At 40.0% G+C, this 24,758-nt stretch carries 18 protein-coding genes and 1 riboswitch; of the genes, 17 read left to right on the plus strand and 1 reads right to left on the minus strand.

Annotated elements, in window-relative coordinates:
- Positions 1-45 precede the first annotated feature (45 nt).
- From T479_RS02505 to T479_RS02580, 16 genes are all read left to right on the plus strand, one after another.
- Positions 46-435 (plus strand): MerR family transcriptional regulator, encoded by a 390-nt coding sequence (locus tag T479_RS02505; protein WP_025218575.1) that lies wholly within the window; start codon positions 46-48, stop codon positions 433-435.
- Positions 428-1,930, plus strand: coding sequence for a class I adenylate-forming enzyme family protein (locus T479_RS02510; RefSeq protein ID WP_024362864.1), 1,503 nt, complete (start codon positions 428-430; stop codon positions 1,928-1,930). Before T479_RS02505 ends, T479_RS02510 begins: the two co-directional genes overlap by 8 nt.
- Before the next feature lie 2 nt (positions 1,931-1,932).
- Positions 1,933-3,600: an acyl-CoA dehydrogenase family protein gene (locus tag T479_RS02515; RefSeq protein ID WP_025218576.1), complete on the plus strand. Its 1,668-nt coding sequence runs from the start codon at positions 1,933-1,935 to the stop codon at positions 3,598-3,600.
- A gap of 164 nt (positions 3,601-3,764) precedes the next feature.
- Positions 3,765-3,950: riboswitch (cobalamin riboswitch) on the plus strand.
- A gap of 214 nt (positions 3,951-4,164) precedes the next feature.
- The gene (locus T479_RS02520; RefSeq protein WP_024362866.1) at positions 4,165-5,130 is read left to right on the plus strand and encodes an ABC transporter substrate-binding protein; all 966 of its coding nucleotides are present in this window, start codon (positions 4,165-4,167) and stop codon (positions 5,128-5,130) included.
- The gene (locus T479_RS02525) at positions 5,127-6,128 is read left to right on the plus strand and encodes a FecCD family ABC transporter permease (protein WP_024362867.1); all 1,002 of its coding nucleotides are present in this window, start codon (positions 5,127-5,129) and stop codon (positions 6,126-6,128) included. Before T479_RS02520 ends, T479_RS02525 begins: the two co-directional genes overlap by 4 nt.
- Positions 6,125-7,585 (plus strand): bifunctional ABC transporter ATP-binding protein/adenosylcobinamide amidohydrolase, encoded by a 1,461-nt coding sequence (locus T479_RS02530; RefSeq protein WP_024362868.1) that lies wholly within the window; start codon positions 6,125-6,127, stop codon positions 7,583-7,585. The genes T479_RS02525 and T479_RS02530 overlap by 4 nt, the downstream gene beginning before the upstream one ends.
- A gap of 12 nt (positions 7,586-7,597) precedes the next feature.
- A complete protein-coding gene (locus T479_RS02535) occupies positions 7,598-8,161 on the plus strand; it encodes a cob(I)yrinic acid a,c-diamide adenosyltransferase (protein WP_024362869.1) in 564 nt (187 codons plus the stop codon).
- A gap of 375 nt (positions 8,162-8,536) precedes the next feature.
- Positions 8,537-10,771 carry a heterodisulfide reductase-related iron-sulfur binding cluster gene (locus tag T479_RS02540; protein ID WP_024362870.1) on the plus strand — a complete coding sequence of 745 codons (2,235 nt, stop codon included), beginning with the start codon at positions 8,537-8,539 and terminating at the stop codon, positions 10,769-10,771.
- 199 nt (positions 10,772-10,970) lie between these two features.
- Positions 10,971-12,176 (plus strand): acetyl-CoA C-acetyltransferase, encoded by a 1,206-nt coding sequence (locus tag T479_RS02545; RefSeq protein WP_025218577.1) that lies wholly within the window; start codon positions 10,971-10,973, stop codon positions 12,174-12,176.
- On the plus strand, positions 12,176-13,027 hold the full coding sequence (locus tag T479_RS02550; protein ID WP_024362872.1) for a 3-hydroxybutyryl-CoA dehydrogenase: 852 nt from the start codon (positions 12,176-12,178) through the stop codon (positions 13,025-13,027). The genes T479_RS02545 and T479_RS02550 overlap by 1 nt, the downstream gene beginning before the upstream one ends.
- Before the next feature lie 197 nt (positions 13,028-13,224).
- Complete coding sequence (locus tag T479_RS02555; RefSeq protein WP_024362873.1) at positions 13,225-14,358, plus strand: acyl-CoA dehydrogenase; 1,134 nt, start codon at positions 13,225-13,227, stop codon at positions 14,356-14,358.
- A 105-nt stretch (positions 14,359-14,463) separates the two neighbouring features.
- On the plus strand, positions 14,464-15,600 hold the full coding sequence (locus T479_RS02560; protein ID WP_024362874.1) for an acyl-CoA dehydrogenase: 1,137 nt from the start codon (positions 14,464-14,466) through the stop codon (positions 15,598-15,600).
- A gap of 3 nt (positions 15,601-15,603) precedes the next feature.
- A complete protein-coding gene (locus tag T479_RS02565) occupies positions 15,604-16,236 on the plus strand; it encodes a TetR/AcrR family transcriptional regulator (RefSeq protein ID WP_024362875.1) in 633 nt (210 codons plus the stop codon).
- 294 nt (positions 16,237-16,530) lie between these two features.
- A complete protein-coding gene (icmF, locus tag T479_RS02570; protein WP_025218578.1) occupies positions 16,531-19,779 on the plus strand; it encodes a fused isobutyryl-CoA mutase/GTPase IcmF in 3,249 nt (1,082 codons plus the stop codon).
- A 463-nt stretch (positions 19,780-20,242) separates the two neighbouring features.
- Positions 20,243-20,770, plus strand: a complete 528-nt coding sequence (gene rpoE, locus T479_RS02575; RefSeq protein WP_024362877.1) for a DNA-directed RNA polymerase subunit delta — start codon at positions 20,243-20,245, stop codon at positions 20,768-20,770.
- Between the two features lie 720 nt (positions 20,771-21,490).
- Positions 21,491-23,083 carry a CTP synthase gene (locus tag T479_RS02580; protein ID WP_024362878.1) on the plus strand — a complete coding sequence of 531 codons (1,593 nt, stop codon included), beginning with the start codon at positions 21,491-21,493 and terminating at the stop codon, positions 23,081-23,083.
- Positions 23,084-23,451: 368 nt separating this feature from the next.
- On the opposite strand, the gene T479_RS02585 is transcribed toward T479_RS02580, so the two are convergent.
- Positions 23,452-23,979: a DUF2529 family protein gene (locus T479_RS02585; protein ID WP_025218579.1), complete on the minus strand. Its 528-nt coding sequence runs from the start codon at positions 23,977-23,979 to the stop codon at positions 23,452-23,454.
- Positions 23,980-24,135: 156 nt separating this feature from the next.
- On the opposite strand from T479_RS02585, the gene T479_RS02590 reads away from it, so the two are divergent.
- Positions 24,136-24,495, plus strand: coding sequence for a response regulator (locus T479_RS02590; RefSeq protein ID WP_025218580.1), 360 nt, complete (start codon positions 24,136-24,138; stop codon positions 24,493-24,495).
- The last annotated feature ends 263 nt before the right edge of the window (positions 24,496-24,758 follow it).

Here is a 24,758-nt window from a genome sequence, read left to right on the forward strand (position 1 = left end):
ACGTTAATGATATACTGATGAAAAATTGTGAAGGGGGAGTTGGTTTTGAAAACGATTCAGGAAGTAGCGAAGCAATTTAATGTTTCTACACGTACGATTCGTTATTACGAGGAGTTGGGGCTACTAAGTCCACATCGATCTTCTACGAATCAACGAACCTTTTCCAAAAAGGAAATGGCGAAGCTCAAGCTTATTTTTAGAGGAAAGCGTTATGGTTTCTCATTGGAAGAAATCAAGGAGATGGTGTTGCTCTTTGATTTTGATCGTTCAGGGATTCAACAATTGGAACGGACTGTGGCATACGGAAATCAAAAAATACAAGAAATTGAGAGTAAAATAGCTGAGCTTACACAAATGAAAAATGAATTACAGCAATTACATGGCATGTTTAGTGAAAAATTATTGACTTTAAAGGGAGAGATGCACGATGAATAGTTCAAATTTGTTAGCGCGAAATGCCCGAAAGTACCCTATGAAAGAAGCTGTTGTTTGTCATGGGAAAAGCGTGACTTACCGCGAATTAGATGAGCAAGTGACGCGACTTGGTCATGCTTTGATGGAACAGGGTGTTCGCCAAAATGATAAAGTGATTATTTTTATGCCTAATGTTGTAGAGTTTGTTGTTAGTTATTTTGCGATTCAGCGTATAGGCGCTATTGTCGTTCCTGTAAATGCCAAATTTACATTGCAGGAGGTTGAGTATGTTGCACAGCATGCTGAGGCTAAAGCCATTTTAGTACATGAAGCTATATTTGCTACTGTCGAGCATATCAACGTCGTGCCTTTAAAGATTAAGACGGGTCATATGGAGGCAGGGTGGCTTCATTATGAGACGTTAATACAACATGCAAGTACACAAACAATAGATTGCCAGCTAAATGAAGAGGATGCCTCAACGATTTTATATACTTCAGGCACAACAGGAAAACCAAAGGGTGTGCTATTTAGTTATCGTAATATATTAACAGTAGCACAGATGATTGCCGTCGAAATGGAAGTAAAGCCTGCAAGCCGTATTCTTCTAATGATGCCGTTAACGCATTCAGCCCCATTACATTTATTTTTAATGGCAGGCGTCCTTGTTGGCTCCACAAATGTATTAACGCCAACCTTTACACCAGATTTGTTACTAGACATGGTAGAACAAGAAAAGACGACGCATTTTTTCGGGGCACCAGTCGCTTACTTATTAACTGCTCAAACAAAGAGACTGCAAACGGCAGATTTATCTTCAATGAAATGGTGGGTTTACGGAGGGGCGCCATTATCACAAAATGAAATTCGTCATATACAAAAAGCTTTTCGAACAGAAAATCTAACATGTGTTTATGGTTTAACAGAGGCTGGGCCAAGTGGTTCTTTAATGTTCGGGCAAGAGCATATAGCGAAAGCAGGGAGTATTGGTCAACGTGCACCACTCGGTACGGAGCTACGCATTATTAACGATAGTGGGGAAGAAGTTGGTGTGAATGAGGTCGGGGAGATTGTGTTATTCGGTGAAGGCAACATGATGGGCTATTACAAAGATGAAATCGCTACAAAGGCAGCGTTTGTAGATGGTTGGTTGAAAACGGGAGATTTAGCGCGGAAAGATGAAGACGGCTTTATTTGGATTGTTGATCGAAAAAAAGATGTGATTATTTCGGGCGGTGTCAATATATATCCGAAAGAGATTGAAGATTTGCTTTTAAGCTATGACGGCATATTTGAGGTGGCTGTTATCGGAGTTCCACATCCGCAGTGGGGCGAAACCGTAAAGGCTGTGTACGCTACAAAGATAGAGATTGATGAGAGCGCACTTAAGGCGTATTTAGAGGAGCATCTAGCAAAATATAAAATTCCACGTCTATTTGAACGCGTGGAAGCGCTTCCGAGAAATGCTTCTGGGAAAATACTTAAACAATCATTGAAGGAACAAGGGGTGAGATAGTTATGAAAGTGCTACAGCAGGATGCAAGACAGACCACTAATTTTTTCACAGAGGATGAGACGCTCCAACAACTATTAGACATGATGCTAGATAAAGAGTTATTCGTCTATGCTAAGCGAGAATTAACGGATTTTGGTGAGCTTTGTGCAGGTGCTATTGACGTAAGGGCAAAGCATACTGATCGAGAGGGCGAACCTCGATTGCAACGCTATAATGCATATGGTGAGGAAGTTTCGGAAGTTTGGGTCAATGAAGGCTACAAAAAAACCATTGAAGAAACATACAACACGGGAATTGTAGGCTATGTGCATAAGAACATTCCGCAGTTAGGTAGGAAGGGGAATTATGTCTATAGCTTTGCGCAAGGCTATTTACTATCTCACGCGGAGCCAGGCTTCTATTGCCCCGTCACGTTAACGATGGCAACAGCCTATTTGCTGGATCATTATGCAAGTGAAGAGTTGAAGCAACGATTTTTACCACATGTTTGTGCAACAGGAGATACAGAGCTATATGAGGGAGCAACATTTTTAACAGAGCGGCAAGGTGGTTCAGATGTTGGCGCAAATATTGTAAAGGCTAGACAAGATGGACAGCATTATCTTATGTACGGAGAAAAATATTTTGCATCGAATGTAGGAATGTGTGGTGTGGCAATGGTTTTAGCACGCATTGAGGGCGCATCTACAGGTTCGAAAGGTTTAACATTATTTGCGGTCCCTTGGCGTCTAGACAATGGTAAGATAAACAACCTTCGCATTCGTCGTTTAAAAGATAAGCTCGGTGTGAGAGCAGTGCCATCAGGTGAGGTAGAGTTTGATGGTTCGTTAGCATATGTCGTTGGGGAACCAAATAAAGGAATCTATTATATGTTAGAGGCGCTTAATTTATCTAGAATTTGCAATGCAGTGGCTTCTATCGGTATTATGCGTCGCGGATTTTTAGAGGCGAAGCATTATGTGACTAATCGGAATGCATTTGGGCAACCTTTAATTCAATATCCTATGATTCAAGATACATTAGGGAAATATGCGGCGAAGGTCCATGTAGAAGTGGCTACTGTTTTCGACCTTATTCAATTGTATGACAGGGTAACGAGTGGTCAGGGCGATGAGCAGGATATGATTCTTAATCGCTTGAATATCGCCATTATGAAGAAAGAAACGGCTGAACAAGCGGTACATTATGCAAGCGAAGCGATTGAATTACATGGGGGAAATGGCTATATTGAAGATTTTGTTACGCCTCGTTTGCTTAGAGATGCGCAAGTACTTACGGTGTGGGAAGGTACAGCGAATATTTTAGCATTAGAGCTTATTCGCTTAGTCGATAAATATTTTGCCCATGAATTATTTGTACGAGTAATGCATGAGCGGTTGACTAAATTAGCAAATGGCTCATTAGTGCAAATTGTGGAAGAGCAACTAGCGAAATTAGAAGGTACATTACAAATATTTAGTTGTCTGGATGAAGCTACTAAATCATACGAGGCAAAGGGAGTAGCCGAAAAAATGGCTCATCTCTATGAAAGTGTAGTAGCAGTCGAATGGGCAGCTAAATTTGGTGGCAAATACGAAAAGCTAGCAGATATATATTTAGAAAATACATGGGCATTACGCGAAATTGGCGCACCCATGAAAACGGTCCAGTATTTTTCAGATATTATGTAAGGAAATAAGCCTTTTTAAAAAGTTTTCAGACGGTAGATAAACTCAAATTTTTGTGAGTTTATCTACCGTCTTTAGGGTGTCAGGCACGCACACAATTTTTGAAGCACATAGAATGGTGTCACTTTTTTTATCGTTCCCTATTTCTATTTTCATGTATAATAAAATCAACTGAATATTATAAAGGTTCTTTACTTAAGTAAAGTGAAAAGGGAAATCGGTGTAATTCCGATGCGGTCCCGCCACTGTAAGTGTGAGTTTTTTCAATGGATGCCACTGAAAGCTATTTTGGGAAGGCATGAAAAAGCATTTGGAGCACGAGCCAGGAGACCTGCCTTTATAGAACATTACATTTCAGCCTACGAGGATAGGATGGTGGTTTTTTTGTGCAAGCCCGCCTCTCGTTAAATGGACGAGGGCTTTTTTTATGTTTTGTAAGGCGACTATCGATAACCATTGAAAATAAAGGTGAGCAATCTCCATATTTAATAATGACAATCCCTATACTATCGATCAATCAAGTTAACAGAGCTAAAAAATGCACATACAATCTAAGGAGGATTCACAATGAAAAAGTATTGGAAGATAGGATTATCAGCATTTTTGGCAATGGGTTTACTTGCAGCATGTGGAGCACAACCGAAAAACGAGCAATCTGCATCAGAGCAGCAGGAGCAACAAGTAACCAAACAAGAAGAAGCAACATTTCCAGTGACAATAAAAGATGCTACTGGCAAAGATATCGTGCTAGAAGCACCGCCAGAAAAAATTGTTTCTCTTATTCCGAGTAATACAGAAATATTATTTGGGCTTGGCCTAGATGACGAAATTGTCGGCGTCAATGATTATGATGATTATCCACCGGAGGCAGCTAAAAAAGAAAAAGTCGGCAGTATGGAGTTCAATATTGAACAAATTATCGCCTTACAGCCAGATATTGTGTTTGCTCATGAATCAGGAATGGCTTCTTTAGATGGAGCGATGGAGCAGCTTGAGGCAGCAGGTGTAAAGGTATTTGTAGTGGCGAATGCAAGCGATTTTAATGAAACTTATACGACGATTGAGCAATTAGGACGCGCAACTGGTAAGTTACCGGAGGCACAAAAAATTATTGCTAATATGAAAGCCAAAGTGGAAGAAATCCAAGCGAAATTGCAGGATGTGGAACCAAAGAAAGTCTTTGTCGAAACGTCAGATGAGCCTGAAATCTACACACCTGGTAAGGATACATTTATGCAGGAAATGCTAAATATGATTCATGCTGAAAATATTGCAGCCGATACAACTGGTTGGTTCAAAATTGATGCGGAGCAAATTATTACAAAAAATCCAGATGTCATCGTTGTCACATACGATTATGTGCCAAATATTTTAACGAAAATTCCACAACGTGCAGGCTTTGATACTATTACAGCTGTAAAAAATAAAGCAATTGTACAAGTAGATGAAAATTTAACAAGTCGTCAAGGCCCGCGTTTAGCAGATGGGCTTGAAGAGTTAGCGAAAGCCATCTATCCAGAGGCTTTCGAGTGAGTAGAGCATTATTAGCCTATATTACAGCCATTACGTTACTTCTTGTTAGCATCTGGTGTGGCGTATCAATAGGCTCGGTTCATATTCCATTTGAAGTATTTTGGAATAGGGCGGCAGATGAAACAGCCGCTAATATTTTATGGAAAATTAGGTTGCCACGCGTATTGCTGGCAGGACTTGTTGGCGCATCGTTGGCGATTGCAGGGGCAGCCTTCCAAGGATTATTAAAGAATCCATTGGCAGACCCTTATACACTAGGTGTATCTTCGGGAGCGTCAGTAGGTGCTGTGGTGACATTATTTTTTGGTATCTCGATACCGGTTGTCGGGCTGTATGCATTACCAACGCTTAGTATGGTGGGTGCGGTACTAACAATGGTAGCTGTCATGAGCTTTGCCAGAATAGTCGACCGTGCACTGAAAATGGAAACACTTATTTTAACAGGCGTTATTTTTAGTTCTTTTTTAGGATCTCTTATTTCCTTAATGATTGCATTATCAGGAGAAGAGCTCCGCCAAGTGATAGGCTGGTTGCTTGGTTCAGTTTCGATGCGGGGCTGGCCGTATGTGCAGATGATTACACCATTTGTTGTCATAGGCTCTGCTATTCTGTGGACGCAAAGACGAGAGCTCAATGTTCTATTATACGGAGAAGAACGTGCAAAGCATTTAGGTGTCAATGTAAAGCGTAGTAAATATTTAATTTTAGTAGGGGGCTCTATGCTGACTGGTGCGGCTGTTGCTGTTTCTGGCACAATCGGTTTTGTCGGTTTAGTTGTGCCACATATGACACGCATGATTTGGGGTTCGGATCACCGTCATCTATTGCCGTTATCATTTATCAATGGCGCAACATTGCTAATTATTTGTGATTTAGTGGCGCGAACGATCATTATTCCTCGGGAATTACCAATAGGCGTTATTACTGCATTTATCGGTGCTCCTGTCTTTTCTTATATTTTCTATAAGCAACGTCGAAGCAAGGGGGTACGTGTATGATTATCGTTGAACACCTATCGGGTGGCTATGAGGACGTACCTATCGTCAAAGATGTTAGTTTTACCGTTGAAAAGGGGAAAATCCTTGGCATTTTAGGACCGAATGGTAGTGGTAAATCGACATTATTGAAAGTCATTAGTGGTCTATTGCCTGCAACAGCAGGAACGGTTTTTTTAGATGGCAAAAATATTAAACACTATAGTCCACGCGCGCTGGCGAAAAAGATGGCCGTCTTACCACAATTACATGCCAATGCATTTTCAAATACCGTGCGGGAAGCGGTATCGCTCGGTCGTTATCCGCATCAAACTGGTTTTTTTTCCAATTGGTCAGAGCAGGATGAACGAGCTGTTCAATATGCCATGGATCAAACAGGCGTAGCACGCTATGAGCATACATCGATGGAATTTCTATCGGGCGGCGAGCAACAACGGGTTTTTGTAGCGCAAGCTTTGGCGCAAACAGCAGAAGTATTATTGCTAGATGAGCCGACCAATCACTTAGATATTGCCCATCAACGTCAACTTTTGGATATGGTGCGTAAGGAAGCAATCGAGTGCGGTTTAACAGTTATTATGGTGCTACATGACATGAATTTAGCCTCTCTTTATTGTGATGAATTATTGTTAATGGAGAGTGGCTCTGTACGTGCTTTAGGTGTACCACATAAGGTGTTAATAGCTTCACAAATTGAGGATGTATATCAGGCACGGGTAACAACCTATGCCCACCCTGAAATACCGAAACCGCAAATTACAATTATGCCATCAACCAATGAATATCAGCAACGCGCTGACATCGTAAAAGAAGACTTTCGAGTAACGCCAGATTATATTCAACTAAAATCAACCATTCCTTTAAAAACCGTTTCTTCGGCTGTTCATAATCCTGGTATAGGATGGTATGACTGTCTATTAAATCGTTCAGTGCCAGGAGATTATGTTATTAGTGATGTTAAACAAGAAGTTGCGGACTTTTTACAAAGGGAGCATTTTTCACCGACAAGCACAGTTGTTATGTTAACGGCTGTTCCTACACAACTGTTTGCACTTAATGAATATAGCACTGCCTTTGGGAGTGTGTTTGTTGTGGTAACAGCAGGTGTTGGCAATGCTGTAGATGTCTCTCGTACACACGAACGGCAGGATACGCCATATATTGGTACTATCAATACGTGGGTTGTCATCAATGGCTGTTTATCGGAAGAGGCATTTTTTCAAGCATTGATGACTGCAAATGAAGCTAAAACAAAGGCTTTACAATCAGAAAACATTCGGGATCATTTAACTGATACGATTGCGACTGGTACTGCGACCGATAGTTTGCTTATTGCGGCAACGCAAAAGGGTGAGGAAATGCGCTATGGTGGACCGATTACGGCTGTTGGTAAGATTATTGGTAAAGGTGTTTATGAGACGACGGTGCAAGCAATTCAAAATTATAAAAATAAAGCATAGGAGTGGAACAGGATGAAACTTTACACAAAAACAGGCGATACAGGGAAAACAAGCTTAATTGGTGGGCGTGTCGACAAAGATAGTCTACGTGTGGAAACATACGGGGCAATTGATGAATTAAATTCATTTATCGGCAAGGCTGTTAGTGAATTAGATCGCGCGTTATTTAAAGATATTTTAGTGGATTTAGAAACGATTCAACATGAGCTTTTTGATGCAGGCGGTGATTTAGCAAATGTTATGAAGGAACGTCATTATAAGTTAACGGAAGCACCGATTGAAGTACTAGAGGCGCGAATAGATGCATTGTCAGACGAAGCGCCACCATTAGAGAAATTTATCTTACCTGGTGGAGCGCCGGCCGCTGCAACATTACACATCGCACGTACAGTTGCACGCCGAGCAGAGCGCCAAATGGTAACGCTAATGAAAGAAATTGAAGATGTACCGACTATTGTACAAAAATATTTAAATCGTTTATCAGATTATTTATTTGCCGCAGCACGTGTTGTGAATGCACGTTTAAACTTACCTGATATTGAATATATTCGTAGTGGCAATGTCTTTAAAAAATAACTTAAGTAGAGAAGAAGGCAGCAACGCATAACAGCAAATAAACAAAAGATTTGAGCCTAACGATGCAAAAAAAGAACCATTTTTAAAATAAATATTTTAAGCGGAATTTATGACGATGAATACAAGTAATTGTAAGATAAAACGATAAATTCAAATGCCAAAAAGCTACTCCGAAAGTAAAAATCAGGGTAGCTTTTTTGCTTATAAAATGTAAGAATATAAAATTATCAGAAATTTTTTCGTTTTATGTTGACTGAATGCTCACTCATTTATTAGAATGTGGATATAGTGGTGAAATGTCATACATTTACGTTTGAGCTAGAAATATTAACACAAAGAGAGAAAATTTACGACAAACTAAAGGGGGGACCAACCATGAGTCCATTAGTAATTGCAAACATTGTTCTAACAGTCGTGGTTGTGCTTTATGCAGTAGGGTTATTTATCTATCTGTTAAAAACACGCTATAAATTTGTGCAATTGGGGAAAAAGGTTGAGTTTGATGAAAGTGTCCAAGAACGCATTCGTTATTTAATGGTGAATGTGTTTGGTCAAAATAAGCTGTTAAAGGATCCTAAAAGTGGTTTAATTCACGTGATGTTCTTTTATGGTTTCTTAATGGTTCAGTTAGGGGCTATCGATTTAATTTGGAAGGGGTTAGTACCAGGCTCTCATTTACCACTTGGCATGTTCTATGGTGTATTCACATTCTTCCAAGAGCTAGTAGTATTAATGATTTTAGTGGCGGTTGTCTGGGCATTTTATCGTCGCTATGTGGAAAAACTAGTACGTCTAAAACGAGGCTGGAAAAATGGTCTTGTATTGATTTTTATTGGTGGCTTAATGCTTTCAACATTGCTGGCAAACGGTATGGGTCTTATCTGGCATGGCGAAGGTTTAACGTACACAGAGCCTGTTGCTTCTAGCATTGCAGCAATTTTTAGTTTTTTACCAACGTCTGCAGCAGCAACTGTTTTCTATATAGCATGGTGGGCTCATTTATTAATATTATTAACGTTTTTAATTTATGTACCGCAATCGAAGCATTTCCACTTGATTGTCAGCCCTATCAATGTGTATATGAACCGCTTAGATCGCACAGGTACGTTAACGCCAATCGACTTCGAGGCGCTTGAGGAAGCTGGAGAAAATGCTGAAAGTGAAGACGATATCCCATCTATCGGGGTAGGACGTATTCAAGACTTTACGCAAAAACAAATGCTAGATTTATATTCTTGTGTAGAATGTGGCCGTTGTACAAATATGTGCCCAGCAACAGGAACTGGCAAAATGCTTTCACCAATGGATTTAATCGTCAAGCTTCGGGATCATTTAACATTTACGGGTGCGGTTGTAACAAAGCAAAAACCGTGGGTGCCTTATCAATTTTTTGCAAATACAAAGGGCAATCAGCTTGCAATGGCAGCAGGTGCTGAAGGGGCAGTAATTGAGGATATTTATAGTCCATCTTTAATCGGGGATGTAATTACAGAGGAAGAGATTTGGGCATGTACAACTTGCCGTAACTGTGAAGATCAATGTCCTGTTATGAACGAGCATGTCGATAAAATCATTGACTTACGTCGCTACTTAACGATGACGGAAGGAAAAGTAAACTCAGATGCACAGCGAGCAATGACAAACATTGAACGCCAAGGAAATCCTTGGGGACTAAATCGAAAAGAAAAAGAAAACTGGCGTGATTTAGACCCAACAATCCATATTCCAACCGTGAAGGAACTGAAAAAATCAGGCGAGGAAATGGAGTACTTGTTGTGGGTAGGCTCTATGGGTGCTTTTGATAATCGCTCTCAAAAAATTGCTTTAGCTTTCTGCCGTCTAATGAACGAAGCGGGCGTGAAGTTTGCAATTCTAGGAAATAAAGAGAAAAACTCTGGGGATACACCACGTCGTTTAGGAAATGAATTTTTATTCCAAGAGTTGGCAACAGCCAATATTGATGAGTTTGAGAAAAATGATGTAAAGAAAATCGTCACAATTGATCCGCACGCATATAATATCTTTAAAAATGAATATCAAGATTTTGGTTGGAAAGGCGAAGTCTATCACCATACGGAATTACTAAATCAATTGATTGAAGAAAATCGTTTAGTACTGAACTATGAAGTAGAGGAAACAATTGTCTTCCACGACTCTTGTTATTTAGGTCGTTACAATGATGTCTACGATGCGCCACGTGAAATTTTACGAGGCATTCCAGGTGTGAAGCTGGTGGAAATGGAACGCAATCGTGAAACAGCCATGTGCTGTGGCGCAGGTGGTGGCTTAATGTGGATGGAAGAGCATGTTGGCAATCGCATCAATGTAGCACGAACAGAGCAAGCGTTAGCAACGAATGCTTCAGTTATTTCTTCAGGATGCCCATACTGTTTAACGATGTTAGAGGACGGTACAAAGGCAAAAGAGGTTGAAGATACTATCAGCACATTCGATGTAGCAGAATTACTAGAACGCTCTGTGTTTGGGGAAAAAGTGAAAACTGTCGCAGACAATGTTGATGAACTAACAGAAGAAATGCTAGAAGAAGTGGTAGCATCTGTTGACTCACAAGAGCAAGACAAGAATGAAGAGCTAAACGCAGAGAAATGATAATTATTGTAGAAATATTTTCTTTATCTGAAAAATATAAATTGCACAATAATTAATTGTTTTGTAGAATAAGATTAATTGGAAATGGGAGTTATTAAAAAACTCCCATTTTTTATCGAGAAGAGTCGAGCGAGCGTTCAGTCAACAATGATCGCTTTGATACTTCTTCGAGTAACGTAAAACAAAAGGGGTGTTTTACTTGAATAGAGCTGTAATATTAGCAGGAGCAAGAACGGCATTTGGTAAATTTGGTGGTTCACTTTCCACTCTTAGCGCCAGTGACTTAGGTGCTATCGCCATTAAGGGCGCATTGGAAAAGGCAAATATCGCGCCAGATGCAGTAGGTGAAGTAATTTTAGGGTCAGTTTTACAAGGTGGGCAAGGACAAATACCATCAAGACAGGCTTCACTGAAGGCAGAATTACCAGTAGCAGTCAAAACTGAAACGATTAATAAAGTTTGTGCGTCGGGGATGCGCGCAGTAACATTAGCCGATCAGTTAATTCGTTTAGGGGACGAAGAAGTAATGATTGCTGGTGGTATGGAATCGATGTCAAATGCACCGTATTATCTTCAAAATGGTCGCACAGGTTTACGAATGGGCGATTCAACAATGGTAGACGGCATGCTTTATGACGGTTTAACTTGTGCCTTTAATCAGGCAAGACCACCTATGGGGAGCTACGGTAATAAGGCAGCAGGTGAATTTTCCTTAAGTCGTCAAGAACAAGATGCATGGGCTGTCCGCAGTCATGAACGTGCGATTGCAGCCATTGAACAAGGTTATTTTGCCGAGGAGATTGTGCCTGTACAAATCGCACAACGTAAGGGTGATCCGCTTGTAGTCAATACCGACGAAGCACCAAGACCTGGCACTACGCAGGAAGTGCTCTCTAAGCTCAAGCCAGCCTTTGAAAAGGATGGTTCCATAACAGCAGGCAATGCACCAGGTGTCAATGATGGCGCATGTGCTCTTGTCATCATGAATGAAGACCGCGCAATACGGGAAGGTAGAGAGCCACTCGCTGTCATTATCGGTCATGCAGAACTGGCAATTGAACCAGAAAATTTCCCGCAAACACCAGGTCTTGTGATTAACAGCCTACTAAAAAAGACGGGGAAATCATTAGCTGACATCGATTTAATTGAAATCAACGAAGCCTTTGCAGCAGTAGCGCTTATTAGCAACCAGTTGGCAGATCTTGATGCAGAAAAAGTAAATGTCAACGGTGGTGCAGTAGCGCTAGGTCATCCGATTGGCGCATCCGGTGCACGCATTATCTTAACACTGGCACATGAATTAAAACGCCGTGGTGGTGGAATCGGGATTGCGGCAATTTGTTCAGGTGGCGGGCAAGGCGATGCCATAATGATTGAAGTACCAAAACAAAGGGGACATGAATAATGGGAATTCAAAAAGTAATGGTAATTGGTGCAGGGCAAATGGGTTCAGGGATTGCGCAAGTTTGTGCACAAGCTGGCTATGACGTGTTATTGAATGATATACAGCAATCCTTTTTTGAGCGTGGATTAAGCGTTATCACAAAAAACTTAACACGTGATGTTGAAAAGGGTCGTAAAACAGCAGATGAAAAAATGGCTATTCTAAGTCGCATTCAGATGTCACTAGATTTAAAGGATGCTAGTGATGTTGATATTATTATCGAGGCAGCAGTTGAAAATATGGAAGTGAAGCAATCCATTTTCAAGCAATTAGATACAATTGCACCTGCTCACGCCATACTGGCGACAAATACATCATCTCTGCCGATTACAGAAATTGCAGCAGTCACAAACCGGCCAGAGCAAGTAATCGGGATGCACTTTATGAACCCAGTACCTGTTATGAAGCTTGTCGAAATTATTAGAGGTTTAGCGACGGCTGACGAGGTTTACAAAGCTGTGGAAGAAATGACTGTAAAGTTAGCAAAAACACCAGTGGAAGTAAATGACTTCCCAGGCTTTATTGCAAACCGCATTTTACTGCCGATGATTAATGAAGCAATTTATGCATTATATGAGGGAGTCGCATCGAAAGAAGCGATCGATGATGTGATGAAGCTGGGCATGAATCATCCGATGGGGCCATTAACATTAGCAGACTTTATCGGCTTAGATACATGTTTATCTATTATGGAAATTTTACATGAGGGCCTAGGTGATAGTAAGTACAGACCTTGTCCTTTATTACGCAAATATGTAGCAGCAGGTTGGCTAGGTAAAAAATCAGGAAGAGGCTTTTACGTTTACGAATAGTCCTATGGGGATGGGATATTCACAATAATTACACCTAGGCGTAATGGTGTTCAGATTTTGGAGTGCAGGCTCAATAAAATTTGTGCTAGCCATCGAGGTCTTAACTTACTTTAGCTAGGCGTTACATTTAGAGGGCTTTTGCTAAAAGTATGTTAATGTGTAATGCTACGTGACAGCATAGAGGGGTGACATTATAGATGCATTTACAATTTACGGATGAGCAATTAATGATGCGTGATATGGTGCGCGATTTCTCACAGGAGAAAATCGCACCGTGGGTAGAACGAATGGAGGCTGGTGAGTTTCCGCGTGAACTGCTTACACAAATGGGTGAATTAGGTTTAATGGGCATCACAACCCCAGAAGAACTAGGTGGCTCTGCGATGGATTTTACTTCGTATATTATCGCAATCAATGAATTATCAAAAGTGAGCGCAGTGATGGGTGTTATATTATCAGTACATACGTCTGTAGGTACAAACCCAATTATTTATTTTGGTAACGATGAGCAAAAACAACGTTATGTTCCGAAGCTAGCAGCAGGTGAATATTTAGGGGCATTTTGTTTAACAGAGCCAAGTGCGGGTTCGGATGCAGGCTCCTTACAGTCAAAAGCAGTGCGTGATGGTGATGAATATGTCATTAACGGCTCAAAAGTATTTATTACAAACGGAGGCGAAGCAGATGTTTATATCGTTTTTGCCTCCACTAATCAAGCTGCAAAAACACGTGGCATTTCAGCATTTATTGTTGAAAAGGGTACGCCGGGCCTAATTATAGGCAAGGATGAGCACAAAATGGGGCTACATGGTTCACGTACGGTCCAATTAACATTTGATAACTGTCGAATTCCGGTCGCTAACCTTCTAGGGGAAGAAGGAGAGGGCTTCAAAATCGCAATGGCAAATTTGGATGTGGGGCGCATAGGAATCGCGGCACAAGCTTTAGGAATCGCTGAAGCAGCTCTTGAAGCAGCGACTGCATACGCCAAAGAGCGTGTGCAATTTGGCAAACCAATCGCCGTACAGCAAGGAGTTGGCTTTAAGCTAGCCGATATGGCAACGGCTGTAGAAGCGGCAAAATTGCTTGTGTATCGTGCAGCTGATTTACGTGCGAAAGGTTTACCATGTGGAGCAGAGGCATCAATGGCAAAACTCTTTGCTTCTCGAACAGCTGTACAAACAGCGATTGAAGCCGTACAAATTTTTGGTGGCTACGGCTACACCGAGGATTATCCAGTAGAACGTTATTTCCGTGATGCTAAAGTGACAGAAATTTACGAAGGTACAAGTGAAATTCAAAAACTAGTGATTAGTAAATATTTAATTTAATAGAGTGCCAACATTCGTAAAAGAATTTAGTTTATGCACACGTATTTATAGGCAATTCAATAAAGGAACAGGCGAACTTCATTAAAATTAAAGGGGAAATGGACAATGAACTTTCAATTAACAGAAGAACATGAACAATTACGTGAAATGATTCGCGACTTTGCTTTAAATGAGGTAGCACCAACAGCCGCAGAACGCGATGAAAATGAAGAATTTGATCGTGCCATTTTTGATAAGATGGCTGAATTAGGCTTAACAGGTATTCCGTGGCCAGAAGAATATGGTGGTGCAGGCTTTGACTACCTTGCCTATGTCATTGCTGTTGAAGAATTATCTCGTGTATGTGCTTCGACAGGGGTAACATTATCTGCTCATACTTCTTTAGCAGGTTGGCCGCTATATAAATTTGGTACTGAAGAACAAAAACAAAAGTACCTGCGACCAATGGCAGAAGGCAAACATATCGGTGCTTATGGTTTAACAGAGCCAGGTTCTGGTTCGGATGCTGGTGGTATGAGAACGTATGCAAAACGCGATGGCGATGATTATATTCTAAATGGTTCAAAGATTTTTATTACAAACGGTGGCGTAGCAGATACATATATCGTATTTGCAGTAACAGACCCAGAAGCGAAAAACGGCACGTCCGCTTTTATCGTTGAAGCAGGTTTTGCAGGTTTTTCAGTCGGTAAAAAGGAGAAAAAACTAGGGATTCGTTCATCACCGACAACAGAAATTATTTTCGATAACTGCCGTGTACCAAAAGAAAACTTACTTGGGGCTGAAGGAGACGGCTTTAAAATTGCAATGACAACACTTGATGGTGGACGTAACGGCATTGCAGCTCAAGCAGTAGGAATTGCGCAAGGTGCTTTAGATGCTGCGGTTGAATATGCCAAAGAGCGTGTACAATTCGGTAAGCCAATTACTGCAAACCAAGGTGTGTCCTTTAAATTAGCGGATATGGCAACGCAAATTGAAGCATCTCGTCTGCTTACATACCAAGCTGCTTGGTTAGAGACAAACAATCTTCCTTACGGTAAGGCATCGGCAATGGCAAAGTTAATGGCTGGTGATACAGCAATGAGCGTCACAACTGAGGCAGTTCAAGTCTTTGGTGGTTATGGTTACACGAAAGATTATCCAGTAGAACGCTTTATGCGTGATGCGAAAATTACTCAAATTTACGAAGGTACACAAGAGATTCAACGTCTTGTTATCTCGCGTATGTTGACGAAATAATTTATGACAGAAAAGAACAAAAGACCCCAAGTCCAGTCAACCGTGAAAGACGAAAATCTCATTGCCATCCGCCGAGAACAAATGATTCAAGGTGCTATTAAATTATTTAAAGAAAAAGGATTCCATCGTGCTACTACAAGAGAAATTGCTAAAGCAGCAGGTTTTAGTATCGGTACATTATATGAATATATTCGTACAAAAGAAGATGTACTATACCTCGTTTGTGATAGCATCTACCACCATGCGATGGAACGTCTATCAAGCTATGAGATAAAGGCAGGAACGATAGAAGAGTTAAAAGAAATGATTCGTGAGTATTTTTTACAAATCGATAGCATGGTAGATGAATTAACAATCATGTATCAGGAAACGAAATCATTATCCAAAGAAGCACAGCGTTATGTTTTTAGTAAAGAGTTTGAGATGGTTGCCACTTTTGAACGATTGTTAAAACGGTGCGTACAGTCAGGGGAACTAACAATGACTGATCAGCAAATTCATTTAGCAGCAAATAATTTAGTTGTTCAAGGTCAAAGCTGGGCGTTCCGCAAATGGGCGCTTCACCGTCAACATACGCTTGACGAGTATATTGAAATGCAAACAACATTGTTCATTTCAGGCATTAAGGGGTTTTAATAAGTTCCAAAGGGGTTTGTCGGTAATTGCATAATGCGACATTGCAATTACCGATTTTTTTCATAATGGCGTATGGCGCAGAGCTGATGGTATTTCACTAGGCTCAAGAAGCCCATACAATGTGTCGATTTTTCATTTGAACGAGTCGGAAGCTGGCATTTAACAGTGATTCACTGCTTGCTAGCAAAGCATCGGTACGAAGCAAAATGGTTCTGTGTTTGTACTTTTTAAATGATGAAATCAATGCAAACATTGATGAAAAGATTTACTAAGGGGAGAAAGTAGGGGTTTCATATGACAAAGGTAGATGTGTATCGTCCAAAAAATCACGTACGTTTTGTTACAGCATCAAGTCTTTTTGATGGTCATGATGCTTCGGTCAATATTATGCGACGGATTTTACAATCGAGCGGTGTGGAAGTCATTCATTTGGGACATAATCGCTCTGTAGAAGAAGTCGTCAATGCTGCGATTCAAGAGGATGCACAAGGCATTGCTGTATCTTCTTATCAAGGCGGCCATATGGAATACTTTAAATATATGTATGATTTACTGCGTGAGAAAGGTGCACCGCATATTAAAATATACGGTGGCGGTGGCGGTGTGATCTTGCCTCGTGAAATTAAAGAATTACATGCTTACGGCGTTGCAGGTATTTTCTCACCAGAAGATGGTCGTGTATTAGGGCTGCAAGGTATGATTAATGAGCAAATTAAAGGTACAGATTTTCCAACTGCAACTGGTGACTATTTAGAAAAGCTAGATGCTTTAACAACTGAAACACCAGAAATTTTAGCAAATTTAATAACTGCAGCTGAATCGAATAACGATGAAGAAACGAAAAGAATGCTAGAGGAAGCACGTAAGCGCTCAAAAGGAACACCGATTTTAGGGATTACAGGTACAGGTGGTGCTGGTAAATCCTCTTTAACGGATGAGCTTATCCGTCGTTTTTTAAAAGAATTCCCAGAAAAGCGTGTAGCAATTTTATCGGTGGATCCAACAAAGCAAAAAACTGGTGGCGCTTTACTTGGAGATCGTATTCGTATGAATGCTATTTTCAATAACCGTGTCTATATGCGAAGTTTAGCAACACGTGGTTCTCGTACGGAGCTTTCGGCTTCTATTGGCGATGTATTGGATGTTGTACGTGTGGCAGGCTATGATTTAATCATCGTTGAAACGAGTGGTATTGGTCAAGGCGATGCAGAAATTACAAAATTCACTGATTTATCCATGTATGTAATGACGAGCGAATTTGGAGCACCGACACAGCTTGAGAAAATCGATATGATTGATTTTGCTGATGTCATTGCCATCAATAAATTTGAACGAAAAGGCTCAGAAGACGCACTACGTCAAGTACAGAAGCAATACCAACGTTCTCGAGAGCTTTGGGATGAACCAATCGATAAAATGCCTGTTTACGGCACGATTGCCAGTCAATTTAATGATAAAGGAACGAATGCGTTATTTGCTGCATTGGTTCAGATTATTAACCAAAAAACAGGAAGCGATTGGGAAACAGGTTACGAACAATTTGCCAAAACGCAAAAGCAGGATGTTATTATTCCGAATGATCGTCGCTATTATCTTCGTGAAATAACTGATACAGTGCGTGGCTATCATAAAAAAACAGAGCAGCAGGTTGCATTTGCTCGTCGCTTATTCCAATTAGAAGGTGCCATCGCAGCAGTAATGGAAAAGGCGCCAGATGATGCCCTTGTTGCATCACTTACTTCTTTAGCGGAAGGTGTACGAGATGAATTAACAGCAGAATCAAAGCGTATTTTAGATAATTGGCAAGCATTGAAAGAAGCTTATGCTGGGGATGAGTTTGTAACCAAAGTGCGCGATAAGGAAATTCGTACAATTTTAACGACAACGAGTCTTTCAGGCACAAAAATACCGAAAGTTGTACTGCCGAAGTTTGTGGACTACGGTGAAATTTTACGTTGGGTATATCGTGAAAATGTACCAGGAGAATTCCCTTATACAGCAGGTGTATTCCAGTTCAAGCGTGAAGGAGAAGACCCGAAACGACAATTTGCTGGCGAGGGTACGCCAGAACGTACAAATAAACGCTTCCACTATTTATCGAAAGATGATGATGCTAAACGTTTATCAACCGCGTTTGACTCGGTAACGCTCTATGGCGAGGATCCTGATTACCGTCCGGATATTTACGGTAAAGTTGGTGAATCAGGCGTCTCTATTTGTACGCTTGAGGATATGAAAAAGCTCTATGCAGGCTTTGACCTTTGTGCACCTTCAACCTCTGTATCTATGACAATTAATGGACCAGCGCCAATTATTTTGGCGATGTTTATGAATACAGCTATTGATCAACAAGTTCAATTACGAGAAAAAGAACTAGGAAGACCATTAACAGTTGAAGAATTTACAGAGACGCGTGAGAAAACATTGCAGGTTGTGCGTGGTACAGTACAGGCTGATATTTTAAAAGAAGATCAAGGGCAAAATACATGTATTTTCTCTACGGAATTTGCGCTTCGCATGATGGGCGATATTCAACAATATTTTATCGACAAAAAAGTGCGTAACTACTATTCTGTCTCTATTTCGGGCTATCATATTGCAGAAGCAGGAGCGAACCCAATTTCACAGCTAGCATTTACACTTGCAAACGGCTTTACGTATGTTGAATATTATTTAAGCCGAGGTATGAATATTGATGATTTCGCACCAAATTTATCATTCTTCTTCTCAAACGGTTTAGATCCGGAGTATACAGTAATTGGCCGTGTAGCACGTCGTATTTGGGCAGTTGTCATGCGTGATAAATACGGTGCAAATGACCGTGCACAAAAGCTTAAATATCATATCCAAACTTCTGGGCGAAGTTTGCATGCTCAAGAAATAGATTTTAATGATATTCGAACAACATTACAGGCACTTATGGCATTGCAAGATAATTGTAACTCTTTGCATACAAATGCATATGATGAAGCCATTACTACGCCAACAGAGGAATCAGTAAGACGGGCAATGGCAATACAAATGATTATTACAAAAGAACATGGCTTAGCGAAAAATGAAAATCCATTACAAGGTGCATTTATCGTAGAGGAATTGACGGATTTAGTAGAGGAAGCTGTGTTAGAAGAGTTTGATCGTATTAATGATCGTGGCGGTGTACTGGGTGCGATGGAAACCCAATATCAACGCGGTAAAATTCAAGAAGAATCGATGCATTATGAAATGTTAAAGCATTCAGGTGAATTACCAATCATCGGTGTTAACACATACTTAAACCCGAATCCGCCTACAGATGATGCGATTGATAATATGGAAATTGCTCGTGCGTCATCAGAAGAAAAAGAAACACAAATTCGCAATTTACAGTTATTCTGGCAACAGCATGAGGGGGCAACAGAAGCAGCGATAGCCCGCTTACAAGAGGTAGCTGTAAACAATGGCAATATTTTCGAAGAGCTAATGGAAACTGTAAAAGTAGCGAGTCTAGGACAAATTACAAAGGCTTTATATGAAGTCGGAGGACAATTCCGTCGCAATATGTAAAACAAAAGACTGTGAATTTGCTTAATGAGGAACGGCAATGCTAGTCTATCCGAAAAACTGCTAATTTTTTAGTGTCTAGTCATACGATTAGGCACTTCTTTTTATTTTCGTTATAATAGAAATGTAAAAAAGAGGGGGGCGCAGCGGAGGATGAAATCAATAATTCACTACATTATTGTTTTAGCTTTAGTATTAGGAGTCATTTTCCTGTATAATAAGCAAATTGGCGCTATTCCTTTACTTTTATTATCGATATATTTGTTTTTTCTAGGGATAAAAAAAATGTGTAATATAAAAAACAGTAATTGAAGGTAGCAAAGAGACTAAAACATTGTATATAATGGGTATTATGCTTATGGTATGGAAAGTTACTTTTGTGCGGTCTTTTTTAGCTGCGCTCCGAAAATAAAGCACTATTTAATTTTAAAACGTCCATTGTGATGAGAGGAAGGAAGTGCACGAATTGAATTTTCGTGAAATGACAAAGGAACAATTAGCGGAAGAATCGTTAATTAACTTAGCTTATGCAATTTTAACAGAAAAACGTGCTTCAGTGTCATTTAATGACCTGCTTACAATTATTAAAGAGCTTGTTGGCTATAGCGATGAAGAAATAAAATCACGCTTACTACAATTTTACACAGATATGAACATTGATGGACGTTTCTTATTCAATCAAGAAACTGGTTGGGGCTTACGTGAATGGTTTAAAGTTGAACAAATCGAAGAAGAAACAGCTCCTTCTGTGAAAACACATAAGAAAAAATCTAAAGCTGCTCTTGATGATGAAGATGATATAGAGGAAGATTTAGACGAAGAAGAAATTGACTTCGATGAAGACTATGAAGAATTTGTTGAAGAAGAAATCGATGAAGAAAAAGAAGATATCGACTTTGATGAAGAAGATATAGAAGATATTGATGAAGAAATAGATGAAGATTTCATTGAAGATGATGAAGAATTTGAAGAAGAAGAAGAGGAAGAAGTGTAAGACTAACTTGCTTTGAATTTTCTTACTTTTTTACATGTAGTAAAAATTCTTGACTTCTATCACGGTTACGTTTAATCTTTTACTTGGGCTCCTTAAAAAAAGGAGAAAGACCGTGTATATAATACGCTCCCCCTGCAAACCTATGCAGGAGGGGCGTTTTTTTTGTTTTTAACTTGCTTTGGGAAGCTAAATTAAGTTAAAGGCTTGGCAGAAGGTACAGTTTTAAAATCCGCTTTTTTAGCAGGTTTGAATAAATCTGAACGCATACGCCGAGAGGGTAATTAATCAATATTCAGTCAAGCACTCCCATACGTATAGATAAGGATAGCAAGCTATATGTTGCAGAACTATTCTTTCTGTAAAGTAAATCGGTGACTGAGAATATGTTAGTGCTTCTAGTGGAGGGATAATGAAATTGCTCACAAGAGAGGAATGCAAAATCACTTTACGATGAAGGACAATGTAGAAAAGGAAAGTAAAAAAGAGATAGAAACGATTACAGCTTCGAATTGACTGCATCTTATGTAGGCATTCTCGGCTTTTCTTATTTTAGGGATAGGAAAGCATAGATGTTTCTTATTCAGGTCCATACAACGGTGTTGAACGTTTACATTACCTTCCTGCAATTAGGCGAATCGGTAAACATAAGTGACACATTGGATGGACGCAATATACTTTTTTTACTAACAAGATCTAGAACAACATAAGGAGGAATTTTTCATGACAAAGTATATTTTTGTAACAGGTGGGGTAGTGTCATCACTTGGAAAAGGGATTGTTGCAGCATCTCTAGGACGTTTATTAAAAAACCGTGGGTTAGAAGTTACAATTCAAAAATTTGACCCATATATCAATATCGACCCAGGTACAATGAGTCCTTATCAACATGGTGAGGTATTTGTAACAGATGATGGTGCAGAGGCTGACTTAGACTTAGGTCACTATGAACGCTTCATTGACATTAACCTAGGAAAACATTCAACTGTGACATCTGGTCGCGTTTATCAATCTGTTTTACAAAAAGAACGTCGTGGTGATTACAACGGTGGAACAGTCCAAGTAATTCCTCATATTACAAATGAAATTAAAGATCGTATCCAACGCGCTGGACGTGAAACAAACGCAGATGTTGTTATTACAGAGGTTGGGGGAACGGTAGGCGATATTGAATCACTACCATTCCTAGAAGCCATTCGTCAAATGAAAACAAACTTAGGTCATAACAATGTCATGTATGTACACTGTACACTAATTCCTTACATTAAAGCTGCTGGTGAATTAAAAACAAAACCAACGCAACATTCTGTTAAAGAATTACGTTCTTTAGGGATTCAACCAAATATTATCGTTGTGCGTACAGAACAAGAAGTACCACAAGATATGAAAGAAAAACTAGCATTGTTCTGTGACGTACAACCTCATGAAATTATTGAATCTCGTGATGCAGAGCACTTATATGAAGTACCTTTAAATCTCCATGCACAAGATTTCGATGATATCGTGCTTGATCATTTCGGCATTAAAGCGCCAGAGGCAGATATGGAAGAATGGCGTGACCTTGTGGCAAAAGTGAAGAGCTTACCAAATAAACGCAGAGTGGCATTAGTAGGGAAATATGTTGAGCTACAAGATGCTTATATTTCAGTAGTAGAAGCGTTAAAACATGCAGGTTATGCGTTTAACTCTGATATTGATATTGATTGGATTAATGCAGAGCATGTAGATGCTGATAATGTTGTATCGTTACTTAAAGGTGCAGATGCTATTTTAGTTCCTGGTGGCTTTGGTGATCGCGGGGTTGAGGGCAAAATTTTAGCTACGCAATATGCTCGTGAGAATAATGTACCATTCTTAGGAATTTGCTTAGGTATGCAATTAGCAACAATTGAATTTGCTCGTAACGTACTAGGCTTAAAAGGAGCACATTCTACAGAGCTTGATGCAGAAACACAGTATCCTATTATTGATTTCCTACCAGATCAAAACGATAGCGTAGATATTGGTGGAACATTACGTTTAGGTTTATATCCATGTAAGTTAAAAGAAGGCTCAAAAGCAAGTGATGCTTATGGCAAAGAGCTTGTCTATGAACGTCACCGTCATCGTTATGAATTTAACAATGAATACCGTGAAGCAATGGAAGCAGAAGGTCTTGTGTTCTCAGGAACAAGCCCGGATGGAAAATTAGTAGAAATCATTGAACTACCAGAAAACAATTTCTTTGTAGCATGCCAATTCCACCCAGAGTTCGTGTCACGTCCAAACCGTCCACAACCATTATTCCGTGATTTCATTGGTGCAACATTTAAATAATAGTAAGAAGAGGCTGGGACATAAATACAAAAATTTAAGGAACAGAGGAAAGGTGTTCATAAATTTTTGCTATATGGAGACCTTAGCTATTCTTGCTTTTGCAATTAATAAAAATTAGAAGTGTTCACTAGTTGTTGGTAGCGAAGGTGGTGACTCCAGCTCAGAACAGCACATAATGTAAGACGCGGGCATACGCGCGAAAGCAGAGGGTTGCGGCTTACGGTGCTGAGCGGAAAGCACCGTCGTAGCGGACAACAACGATATAGCAAAAAAGGTGTTAGATTGACTGCCATCAATCTAACACCTTTTCTCTTATGTATGTCCCAGCCTCTTGTTTATAGCTTTTTTGTGTGCATATTAAGAAACGATTATAGTTCCTCATCCAAGCCAAGCATTTCATCATAAATTACTTTTACAGCTTCATAAATGAACAGTGCAGCTATTGCATGCGGTACAACAATACGCTCACCTAAATCATTAGGCATTAAACCACCGCGCATACGAGTTGAGATATATGTATACGCTAAATCGGCTAATGGATTTTCGTTATTTGCTACTTCACTCGCCACTGCTGCAAATGGTATAAATTGAGCACTCAATTTTTGTGCTAAGGCTAATGCTTCCTGATCATGAGCACTGCGTGTAAAAATACAGATGCGATCTGCTTTGCTAACGACTGTATGCTCGGTCCAAGGGAGTAGCTTAGAAAAACGCTCAACACCTTGAAGTGCATTTAATTCGACAACTTGCATTTCACCAAAGCAAGCAAAATAGACATTGCCTTCGCCTATCGCAGCTTGTGCAAGTAATCGTGCTGTTTCTTCAATAGCTTCTTCTTCATTTTGTGTTATTCTTTGTAATAATCCGCTCAACTGTGTTGTTAGAATTTTTGACATGATTCCACCTCAATCAATATTATATGGATGTGTGAAGCATAAAGCAAAAGAGTAGATAATTTATAATACTAGAAGGTATTAAGCTGTAAAAGGAGAATATTACATATATAGATCTTTTTGTGCAAGAATAATAATTCAAAAAGGGCGGAATGCAATGTGAAACGATTACTAATTGTTGATGATCAGCAGGGAATTCGTTTGCTATTAAATGAAGTATTAAAAAAAGAAGGTTACGTTACATATTTAGCAGCGAATGGCGCTGAGGCACTACGTTATGCAGAGGAAGAATCGATAGACTGTGTATTGCTAGACATGAAGATTCCTGGCATGGATGGCATAGAAATTTTAAAGTGTTTAAAAGAGAAATGGCCCGAATTACCTGTCTTTATGATGACAGCATACGGTGAATTAGATGTTGTGCAGGAGGCGTTGGAATTAGGGGCAATTCGATATTTTACGAAGCCGTTTGATATTTTTGAAGTGCGTGACGAAGTAAATAAAACGTTAAAAACATAGTTAAGCAGGCAGTGGCAAACACCGCCTGTTTTTTTATACATAGGTGTTATTTGTTGCGCATGCTAGTGCTGTTGATGTGTGCTACAACGGACGCCTTCCGCGGGCACACACGTAAGCCACAACCCTCGCTAACGCGCAGAATGCACGCGTCTTACGTTGTATGCGTTCCCGCAGAAGTCGACGTCTCCGCTACCATCAACTCAGACTAACTGCTACGTTACTCTCCACTTTCGGTGCAAAAATAGTAGCCCCTGAAATTTCTT

It is taken from the genome of Lysinibacillus sphaericus, assembly GCF_000600105.1.
In the GTDB taxonomy this organism is placed as follows: Bacteria; Bacillota; Bacilli; order Bacillales_A; family Planococcaceae; genus Lysinibacillus; species Lysinibacillus sphaericus.

Coding starts and splice junctions, on each gene's coding strand:
- T479_RS02520 (WP_024362866.1), top strand. CDS start 4,165: ATGAAAAAGTATTGGAAGATAGGATTATCAGCATTTTTGGCAATGGGT.
- T479_RS02565 (WP_024362875.1), top strand. CDS start 15,604: ATGACAGAAAAGAACAAAAGACCCCAAGTCCAGTCAACCGTGAAAGAC.
- T479_RS02535 (WP_024362869.1), top strand. CDS start 7,598: ATGAAACTTTACACAAAAACAGGCGATACAGGGAAAACAAGCTTAATT.
- T479_RS02530 (WP_024362868.1), top strand. CDS start 6,125: ATGATTATCGTTGAACACCTATCGGGTGGCTATGAGGACGTACCTATC.
- icmF (WP_025218578.1), top strand. CDS start 16,531: ATGACAAAGGTAGATGTGTATCGTCCAAAAAATCACGTACGTTTTGTT.
- T479_RS02585 (WP_025218579.1), bottom strand. CDS start 23,979: ATGTCAAAAATTCTAACAACACAGTTGAGCGGATTATTACAAAGAATA.
- T479_RS02540 (WP_024362870.1), top strand. CDS start 8,537: ATGAGTCCATTAGTAATTGCAAACATTGTTCTAACAGTCGTGGTTGTG.
- T479_RS02510 (WP_024362864.1), top strand. CDS start 428: ATGAATAGTTCAAATTTGTTAGCGCGAAATGCCCGAAAGTACCCTATG.
- T479_RS02550 (WP_024362872.1), top strand. CDS start 12,176: ATGGGAATTCAAAAAGTAATGGTAATTGGTGCAGGGCAAATGGGTTCA.
- T479_RS02555 (WP_024362873.1), top strand. CDS start 13,225: ATGCATTTACAATTTACGGATGAGCAATTAATGATGCGTGATATGGTG.
- T479_RS02560 (WP_024362874.1), top strand. CDS start 14,464: ATGAACTTTCAATTAACAGAAGAACATGAACAATTACGTGAAATGATT.
- T479_RS02515 (WP_025218576.1), top strand. CDS start 1,933: ATGAAAGTGCTACAGCAGGATGCAAGACAGACCACTAATTTTTTCACA.
- T479_RS02580 (WP_024362878.1), top strand. CDS start 21,491: ATGACAAAGTATATTTTTGTAACAGGTGGGGTAGTGTCATCACTTGGA.